Source organism: Nocardiopsis sediminis, from assembly GCF_042650565.1.
GTDB classification, from domain to species: Bacteria; Actinomycetota; Actinomycetes; order Streptosporangiales; family Streptosporangiaceae; genus Nocardiopsis_B; species Nocardiopsis_B sediminis.
This window is the reverse complement of sequence record NZ_JBHSBH010000011.1, coordinates 1-7592: the sequence shown is the minus strand read 5'-3', so window position 1 is coordinate 7592 and position 7592 is coordinate 1. Positions and strand designations below refer to the sequence as shown.

The 7592-nt window shown below is 74.0% G+C and carries 5 protein-coding genes and 1 pseudogene; all 6 read right to left on the bottom strand.

The window, feature by feature from the left end; all coding sequences use genetic code 11:
- Window positions 1-34 precede the first annotated feature (34 nt).
- On the bottom strand, window positions 35-1393 hold the full coding sequence (locus ACFOVU_RS17445) for a four-carbon acid sugar kinase family protein (protein ID WP_378534939.1): 1359 nt from the start codon (window positions 1391-1393) through the stop codon (window positions 35-37).
- Window positions 1394-1402: 9 nt separating this feature from the next.
- Window positions 1403-2854 carry a GntP family permease gene (locus ACFOVU_RS17440; RefSeq protein ID WP_378534937.1) on the bottom strand — a complete coding sequence of 484 codons (1452 nt, stop codon included), beginning with the start codon at window positions 2852-2854 and terminating at the stop codon, window positions 1403-1405.
- Entirely contained in the window at window positions 2845-3660 is an 816-nt protein-coding gene (locus ACFOVU_RS17435; protein WP_378534935.1) for a DeoR/GlpR family DNA-binding transcription regulator, read from the bottom strand. Before ACFOVU_RS17435 ends, ACFOVU_RS17440 begins: the two co-directional genes overlap by 10 nt.
- Before the next feature lie 198 nt (window positions 3661-3858).
- On the bottom strand, window positions 3859-5748 hold the full coding sequence (locus tag ACFOVU_RS17430) for a glycoside hydrolase family 3 protein (protein ID WP_378534933.1): 1890 nt from the start codon (window positions 5746-5748) through the stop codon (window positions 3859-3861).
- Window positions 5749-6025: 277 nt separating this feature from the next.
- Window positions 6026-7066, bottom strand: coding sequence for a family 2 encapsulin nanocompartment cargo protein polyprenyl transferase (locus tag ACFOVU_RS17425; protein WP_378534931.1), 1041 nt, complete (start codon window positions 7064-7066; stop codon window positions 6026-6028).
- Window positions 7067-7095: 29 nt separating this feature from the next.
- A pseudogene (locus ACFOVU_RS17420) lies at window positions 7096-7592 on the bottom strand (Crp/Fnr family transcriptional regulator); the annotation flags it as partial.

Sequence of the window (7592 nt, the reverse complement as noted above, 5' to 3'; positions counted from 1 at the left end):
CCGGGTCCCGGCCGCCGCCGGGAGCGGGCCCGCTTCAGGGGCGGGCCCGCGAACTCGTGGCGGGGATGTGCTCGGAGATCTCGGCCGACAGCGTCCGGGTGCGCGCGTGCACCGCGCGCCGGAGCTTGCCGAGGCAGTCCAGGAGGGTGGTGTCGTCACCGACCAGCCCGCCCTTGGTGACGACGGGGGTGCCGTCGAGCGGGCCGCCGATGAGGCGGCCGTGCACGGCGAGCGGCACGACTTCGCCGCCGACCTCGAACGCCCGGGCGCCCAGGGCGTCGAGCACCGCTGAGGTGACGTCGCCGCCGCTGGTGTAGAGGCCGCTGGGCGGCGCGGCCCCCGGGGCCCTCTGGACGTCGTGCACGACGCCGGCGACCAGGCCGGCGAGCAGGCCGGGCAGCTCCCTGCGGGCGGCGTCCGGCAGCTGCACGACGTCCTGGGCGGAGGTCGCGGTGCGCACGACGACGACCTCGGGGAAGACCGCCGTTTCCAGGTGCCGGGCCAGGGCGTCGGCCAGCGCGGCGCGGTGGCCGGGCTCCCCGGCGGCGAAGCGGGCGGCGTCGACGTCGACGAACCGCACCGGGCCGGTGCGGGCCACCGTGTCGAGCTGGCGCCGGGTGAGCTCGGTGGCGCTGCCCACGACCGTGAGCAGGGGGCCGGCCGCCTCCGCGCGGCCGCGCAGCCGCAGTGCGTCGGCGAGCAGCGCGCCGGCCGGGCCGGGGTCGACGGCGACCCAGACGGTGCCGTCGCGGCGGTGGACCTCGGCGGCGGCCTCGGCGATGTCGGCCAGGTGCTGTTCGGTGAGCGCGTCGCAGAGGACGACCGGCTCGTCGCCGGCCGCCAGGTCCTCGCTCAGCAGGCCCTGGGTGACCCGCCGGATCGGCACGTGCCGCACGGCCAGGTCGCTCTGGCGGGCGACGATGTCGGCGACGACGCTGGTGACCATCGGGCGCAGGGGGTCCACCGCCGCCTCGGTGCGCTCCAGCGGGACGCCGTCGAGGAGCTGCACGCCGTCGACTGTCACGCGCCCCGAGGTGGGGAAGGCCGGCGCGAACAGCGCCCGCACCCGGGTGGCGGGGCCGGTGCGCTCGCGCACCGACCGCCACGCGGCCTCCAGTTCGGCCCCGATGTTGCCGCGCAGGGTGGTGTCGGTGCGCTTGACCACCAGGCCCACCGGCCAGGCCGCCTCGATGACGTCGGTCACGAGATCGGCGGCCTGGTCGGCCGGCAGGTGGCGGCTGTCGAGGTTGGCGACGACGACGTCGTACTCCCGGGCCGCGGGGTGGACGTGCTCGGGCGCCACGGTGGCGACCCGCATCCCCGAGCGCGCGAACCGGGCACCGGTGGCGTTGGCGCCGGTGAGGTCGTCGGCGACGACGAGTACCTGGGCCACGGGGACCTCCTATCCCAGGATCAGCGCGGCCACACCCAGCAGGGGCAGGCTGGCCAGCCATAGCAGGGTCGTCATGCCGCTCCACATCTTCATCGCCGCACCTCCGGAGAGGCCGGTGAACCGCGTGACGACCCAGAAGTAGGAGTCGTTGAAGTAGGAGAACACGATGGAGCCGGAGCAGGCCGCCAGCACGGCCAGGACGGGGTCGACGCCCGCGGAGGCCATGACGGGGGCGCTCAGCGTGGCCGAGGTGATGATCGCGACCGTCCCCGAGCCCTGTGCGACGCGGACGAAGCTCGCGATCACGAACGGCATGAGGAACATCGGCACCGGCCAGCCGGAGACCGCCTCGGCGAGCGCATCGCCCACGCCGGACTGGCGCAGCACCTCGCCGAAGGCCCCGCCCGCACCGGTGATGAAGACGATCGACCCGGCCGAGGCGGCCGCGGCGGTCAGCCAGCCCAGGACGGTCGAGCGGGAGGTGCCGCGCGCGGGGAGCAGGTAGACCCCGACCGCGAGGCCGATCAGCAGGGCGATCGCCGGGTTGCCGAGGAACGCGAAGACCTCGGCGGCGCGCGTGCCCGCGAGGGCTGCGGCGGTGGCGGTGTTGCCGATGATCAGGACCAGCGGGAGGAGCAGGGGGATGCTCGCGCGCAGGGCTCCGATGGGCGGGGTCGCGGGCTCCTCGGCGATGTCGCGGCCGTCCTTGGTCCGGCGCACCGCGGTGCCGGCGGGGCCGGCCGCGGTGGAGCCGGTGGAGCCGACGGCGTCCTCGCCGGCGGCCGGGCCGTCGGCGGGTGCCGCACCCGTCTCGGCGGCGGCGCCACCGGGCGACACGGACTCCAGGTAGGGTTCCAGGCGGGGGCCGATGTAGCGCGCGTAGGCGACCACGACCGGGATGAGCGGGATGCTGAAGAGCGCCCCGGCGAGGATCACGGCGCCGAGGTCGGCGCCGAACTCCTGAGCTGCGGCCAGCGGGCCCGGGGTCGGGGGGATCATGTGGTGGGTGATCGACAGGCCGCCGGCCAGCGCCAGGCTGACGGTGACGAGCGAGCGCCCGTAGCGCCGGGCCAGCGAGCGGGCCAGCGGGTGCAGGATGACGAACCCGGAGTCGCAGAACACCGGCACCGACACCACTGCGCCGGTCGCGCTCATGGCGACATCCTCGCGGCCCTTGCCGGCCAGGCGGACGAACAGCTTGGCCAGCGCGTCGGCGCCGCCGCTCTCCTCCAGGACCTTGCCGATCATCACGCCCAGGGCGATGACGATGCCGATCCCGGCCAGCGTGTTGCCGAAGCCGGTGGTGACGTGCCCGATGAGCTCGTTGACCGGTACGCCGGCGATGACGCCGGTCACCAGCGCGCCGGCGAGCAGGCCGACGAACGCGTCCAGCCGCGTCCACAGGATGACCGCGACGACCGCGGCGACGCCGAGGACCAGCGCCAGCAGCATCAGTTCCATGGTGTGCCCCTTTCCTGGGGTCGGTCCGCCGCCCCGGCCGCACCGGGGGTTCCGGCGGCGGGGACGACGTGGGGGATGCACCCCGGGTCTGCGTCGAGGGCGCGGCGGGCGTCCTCGGGGAGGCCGTCGTCGGTGACCAGCTCGTGCGGTCCGGGGACGACGGCCCAGTGCGCGTACTCGGCGCGGCCGATCTTGGAGGAGTCGGCGACCACGACGGTCCGCCGGGCGCTGCGCATTTGCAGCTCCTTGACCGCGGCGAGCTCCGGGCCGGGGCAGTTGACGCCGCGCCCGGGGACGTAGCCGTCGGCGCCGATGAAGGCGATGTCGGCGGTGATGCGCTCCAGGACGCCGCGGGCGTAGTCGCCGACCATGGAGCCGCGGCGGCGGCGCACGCGGCCGCCGACGAGGATCAGCTCGATGCCGTCGGCGTCGTGCAGCGCCGTCATGGGGCCCAGGCCGGTGGTGACCACGGTGGGCCCGGAGCGGGTGGCGAGGCGTTCGGCGATGAAGGTGGTGGTGCTGCCGGCGTCCAGCAGCACGACGTGGTCGTCGTCGACGAGCCCGGCGGCGAACGCCGCGATCTGCCGTTTCTGCTGGGCGTTGCGCAGGCTCTTCTGCGTCCAGGACAGCTCGGTCCCGGCGATGGCGGGGACCGCGCCGCCGTGGGTGCGCACCACCTTGCCGGCCTGTTCGAGTTCGGTCAGGCCGCGGCGGACGGTGGAGGGGCTGATGCCGAGGGCCTGGGCGAGGTCTTCGACCCGCTGCACGCCGTCGGTCACGGCGTCCAGCAACTGCTGGTGGCGCACCCCACACCCCTTTGCTCATTTCGGGCAGGTAAACGACTTCACCATGACCGAAATGAGCACATTTGGCAAGCGGGAGATGAAAACGTGACCGAAACACGCAAAGTCACGCATGATGTGCGCCGCGTCACACTCGATGGATGCCGTCCGCCGGACCCCCGGCGCGCGCGGGCGGCCGGCGGGCCCGGCCCGCCGGCAGGGTCAGGGCAGCTGCGGCGCCTCCGGCGCGGCCGGCCGGGCGGCGTCGTAGGACAGCCCGGCACCGTAGGGGTAGAGCCCCTCCTGGCCGTCGCCCTCGTTGATGGGCTGCTGGTCGGAGGTGCGCATCCAGGTGACCGGCAGCCGCCCGGTGGGCGCGCTGCGGCCGAAGAGGACGTCGGCGACCCCCGCGCCCTCGGACCCCGGCAGCCACGCCGCGACCAGGCCGTTCCAGTCGCCCACCATGTCGGCGACCTCCAGGGGCCGCCCCGACACCATCACCACGACCACCGGCACGCCCGAATCCGCCAGGCGGCTCAGCGTCGCGCGGTCCTCGTCGTCCAGCACGAGCCCATCGGGGCGGTCGCCCTCGTACTCGGCGTAGGGAGTCTCCCCCACCACGGCGATGGCGGCCCGGTAGGAGTCGTCGATCCCCTCGCCCTCGCGCTCGTGCACGATCTCCGTACCCGGCGCCACCTCGCGGATGCCGTCGAGGATGGAGGTGCCCTCGGTGGTGTCGCCGCTGCCGCCCTGCCAGGTGACCGTCCACCCGCCGCTCTGGTGGCCGATGTCGTCGGCGTTCTTGCCGGCGACCATGATCTTGCCGCCCTCGGGCGCCAGCGGCAGGACGCCGTCGTTCTCCAGCAGCACCTGCGAGGCGCGCACGGCCTCGCGCGCGAGCTCGCGGTGGTCATCGCCGCCCACCTGCGCCAGCAGGTCGCGGTCGGCGAAGGGCTGCTCGAACAGCCCCAGCTCGAACTTCTTGGTCAGGATGCGCCGCACCGCGTCGTCGATGCGCCCCTGCGACACCCGGCCCTCGTCGACCTCCGCGCGCAGGTCGGAGATGAACCCCGCGTGGTTCTTGGAGATCATGACCATGTCGATGCCGGCGTTGACCCCCGCGCGCAGGTCCTCGGGGGTGAAGTTGCGGTCGCCCGAGATGCGCCCCACGCCGTCGTAGTCGGAGACCACGATGCCCGAGAAGCCCAGCTCCTCCTTGAGCACCTCGGTGATCAGGTAGCGGTCGGCGTGCGCCTTGGTCCCGTTCCAGCTGCTGTAGGAGATCATGACCGAGCCGACACCGCGCTCGACCGCCTCGCGGAACGGGGGCAGGTGGATCGCGCGCAGTTCCTCCTCGTCGATCACGGCGTCGCCGCGGTCGAGGCCGCCCTCGGTGGCCCCGTCGCCGAGGTAGTGCTTGGCGGTGGCCAGCACCGAGGTGGGCCTGTCACCGAGCTTCTCCCCCTGCAACCCGGTGACGGCGCTGGTCAGCTCGGAGGGCAGCTCCGGTGTCTCGCCGAAGGACTCATAGGTGCGCCCCCAGCGGTCGTCGCGGGCCACGCAGACGCACGGGGCGAAGGTCCAGTCGACCCCGGTCGCGGCCATCTCCACGGCGGTCGCCTCGCCGATCCGCCGGACCAGGTCGGGGTCGCCCGCCGCGCCCAGGCCGATGTTGTGGGGGAAGATCGTGGCGCCGCGGACGTTGTTGTGCCCGTGCACGGCGTCGAGCCCGTAGAGGATGGGGATGCCCAGGGGCGTCTCCACCGCGGCCCGCTGGTAGCCGTCGTACATGTCCGCCCACGCCTCGGGCGTGTTGGGGTCGGGTGCCGATCCGCCCGTGCTGAGAACCGCGCCGAGCCCGTGCTCGGCCACCTCGCCGGCATCGGCGGCGCCGCGCTCGATCTGCACCATCTGGCCGATCTTGTCGTCCAGGCTCATGCGCGACATCAGGTCGTCGACCCGGTCGTCGACCGCGCGCATCGAGTCGCGGTAGGGCGGGTCGGCCTCCTGGGCGTGGACGGGCGTGGACCCGAGCACCAGCAGGGCGGCGGCCCCGGCCGCGGCCATCGGGGTGGTGCGGCGAAAGCGCAGGACACTCGACGACGGCGGCATCGGTTCTCCTCAATGGGACTGGGACAGGGTCTGGGTTCCCAACCCACCCCACGATGGGCGAACGCCGGTCGCGAGGCAAGGACGCCACGCTGGCCCGCCGATGATCCGCGAATCGTATTATCACAGCTCATCCACGGTGTAGCCGGGCCAAGCGGTGCAGGACGGCCGCGGCGATGCCCTCGGCGCGAGCCCGCTGTCGCGCGGCAGGCGGCCCCGCGCGCCCTGCGGGAGGAATCCCGGGCCACGGCCCCGTGGGCCGTGGCCCGGTGGTCACGTGTCAGTGGTCGCGGCGGGTCGCCAGGCGGGCGAGCTCCGCCAGTTCGGCGCCGGCCCGGCGCATCGGGCCGGCCGCCCGCAGTTCCGACAGGGCAGTCGCGAGCAGCGTGTCGGCCTGGGTCTCGGCCCATTCCCGGCCGCCGGCCGCCTCGACCAGGTCGGCGGCGCGCGCGACCTCGTCCTCGGTGGGCTCCGGGCCGCCGTGGTAGAGGCGGGCCAGCTCGTCGGCGGCGGCCGTGCCCGAGGCCAGTGCCGCCACGACCGGCAGGGTCTTCTTGCGGTTGCGCAGATCGGAGTGGATGGGCTTGCCGGTGGTCTCGGGGTCGCCCCAGATGCCCAGCAGGTCGTCGACCATCTGGAAGGCCAGCCCCATGCTCCCGCCGAACGCCCCCAGGTGGGCGACCTGGGTGGAGTCGCCGCCGCCGAAGGACGCGCCGAGCGCGCACGCGCAGTCCAGCAGCGCCCCGGTCTTGGCCTCGGCCATGGTGCTCCATTCGGCCATGCCCACCCGGGTGCGGGTCTCGAAGGACACGTCGGCGCTCTGTCCCTCGATCAGCCGCTGCACGGCGGTGCTGAGCCGCCGGGCGCCGTCCTGGGCGGCCGGGTGGCCGCTGGCGGCGATGACGTCGAAGGCGAGCGCCAGCAGGGCGTCGCCGGTCAGGATGGCCCCGCCCACGCCGAACACGCTCCAGGCGGTGCGCCGGTGGCGCCGGGTGGCGTCGCCGTCCATGACGTCGTCGTGCAGGAGGGAGAAGTTGTGCACCAGCTCCACGGCGACGGCGGCCGGCATGGCGCGTTCGGGCGACCCGCCGGCGGCCTCGGCCGCCAGCAGGACCAGGGCCGGCCGGATCGCCTTGCCGCCGCCGCCATCGGTGGGCACGCCGTTCTCGTCGCGCCAGCCGAAGTGGTAGGCGGCGATACGGCGGGACGGTTCCGGGAGCGTGTCGACGGCCGCGCGCACTGCGGGACCGACCGTGCGCCGCGTTCCGGCGAGTACTTCGGCCGCCGACCGGCCCCCGGTCGCCTCCTCGATCGTCTCCATGCGGTCGATCCCCTCTCGTTGGTGCGGTCTCAGCGGCCGATCTCGACGTTCTCCAGGACCCCCAGTGCGTCGGGCACCAGCACCGCCGCGGAGTAGTAGGTACTGACGAGGTAGGAAATGACCGCTTTCTCATTGATGCCCAGGAAGCGCACGGACAGCCCCGGCCGGTACTCATCGGGGATGCCGGTCTGGTGCAGGCCGACCACGCCCGCGTCGTCTTCGCCGGTGCGCATGGCGATGATCGAGGTGGTCCCCGCCTTGCTGATCGGGATCTTGTCGCAGGGCAGGACGGGTATCCCGCGCCAGGCGGTGACCGTGGCGCCCTCGACGGTGGTCAGGCCGGGGTCGATGCCGCGCGCGGTGCAGGCGCGGCCGAAGGCCGCAAGGGCGCGGGGGTGGGCGAGGATGTAGCGGGTCTTGCGCCGGCGAGAGATGAGTTCGTCGAGGTCGTCGGGGGTGGGCGGACCCGTCCGGGTCGAGATCCGCTGCTTCAGATCCGCGTTGTGCAACAACCCGAACTCACGGT